This is a genomic window from Limnofasciculus baicalensis BBK-W-15, assembly GCF_024178385.1.
GTDB lineage: Bacteria > Cyanobacteriota > Cyanobacteriia > Cyanobacteriales > Coleofasciculaceae > Limnofasciculus > Limnofasciculus baicalensis.
On record NZ_JAMZMM010000702.1, the window covers coordinates 1 to 1,354 of the forward strand.

At 62.6% G+C, this 1,354-nt stretch carries 1 protein-coding gene; it reads right to left on the bottom strand.

Annotated elements, in window-relative coordinates; genetic code table 11:
* Positions 1 to 25: 25 nt before the first annotated feature.
* Positions 26 to 1,354: CotH kinase family protein (locus NJ959_RS29575; protein ID WP_254015335.1), on the bottom strand; the 1,329-nt coding region annotated here is incomplete at its 5' end.

Here is a 1,354-nt window from a genome sequence, read left to right on the forward strand (position 1 = left end):
TCCGGAGCGAGGCGGCGAGGGCGTCCTAGAGGACAACCGACGCGCCCGGCGGCACGATGCCGAAAGCAAGGAGGTCAAACGTGCCGACAAGCGCGGCATCGTCGGCAAAGCTCCAGCCGTTCATGTCGATGGGCGGGCTGGACACGTTGGTGAACTCGATAAACTCGCCGTTGACGCCGCTGTACATCCACTCGGTGATGCGCATCCCGCCGCTCGCGCCGAAGGTGTATTCGAGTTGGAGTGGTGTCCATTCGGTATGCGTGGGGAGGAACGAGAGTGACGAGAAGGCGTTGCTCGCGGTCGCGCCGACGTAGTACTGCACGCGCTGCCCGGACGTTCCCGCGACAGGCAGTACGACCGAGTATTGCCCGTTGCCATTGTTCGTCATCAGCACTCGTGCATAGGGCAGCGTCGGATTGGCGCGGTACCACAACTCGGCCTTCTGCACCGCACTCCCGTTTGGCGCGATGGTCGCGGAGATCGTCACAACCTGCGAAGGATCAGGGGAACTGTCCGACGCCGAGACGCTCGAGATCGTTGGCCCAACCGCCGCCACTTCCGCCTGGGCGTTCAGGAATGTCGTCCGCTGATCGAGGAACTGCTGGATGCCGGGCACCGTGCCGCCGCCGGGCCCTGCGCCCGAGAGCGTCACGCTCGTGGTGAAGTTGCTGAGGAACTGGGCGTAGGTGTACAACTTCTTCGTGTCGGCCTGCACCGCGGCGTCGATCTGGTCGCGCAGCGCGGTCGCCCTCGGGCCGAAGTACGTCCAGTTGAGGTCCTGCTTCACGGTGCGCATGTGCGTGAAGTACCGCTGACGCAACTCCGCCACCGCGAGCACACGGCTCAGGAAAGGCTTGTTCACCGCCGAGAAGTTGAGAATATGAGACCAGTTCGTTTGCGTGAACGTCTCGTTCGCGTCGGTCTGCAGGAGGAACGTCCTGCCGTCCGTCGGGTTGCGGTACGTCATGAAGTCCGCACCCTTGTTCACGTAACTGTCGTCGTCGGTCAAGATGTTCTCAAAGACCACCGACCAGATCGAGGGATCAACCGCGAAGATCGGGTCGATCGTGGTCTGCCAGTTCGCGGTCGCGGCGTTGGTCAGCGTGTTGCACACGAGGATGTGCGGCGCCCACGGATCGACAAAGCCGCCCGCGTCCTTGATCTCGTAGGCGGTCGAGTAGAGATTCGACGTTGCACCGACATAGCGCAAGCCCGGGCCGTTGGGGTTGTTCGCGCACTTGATCCGCAGGCCGCTCGTGTCGGGGAAGTGCGTGCTGAGCATCGTCTTGTTGAACTGCTGAACGTTGTTGTAGACGCCCCAGTTCACGCCATTGATCGTGACGATCACGTGGTT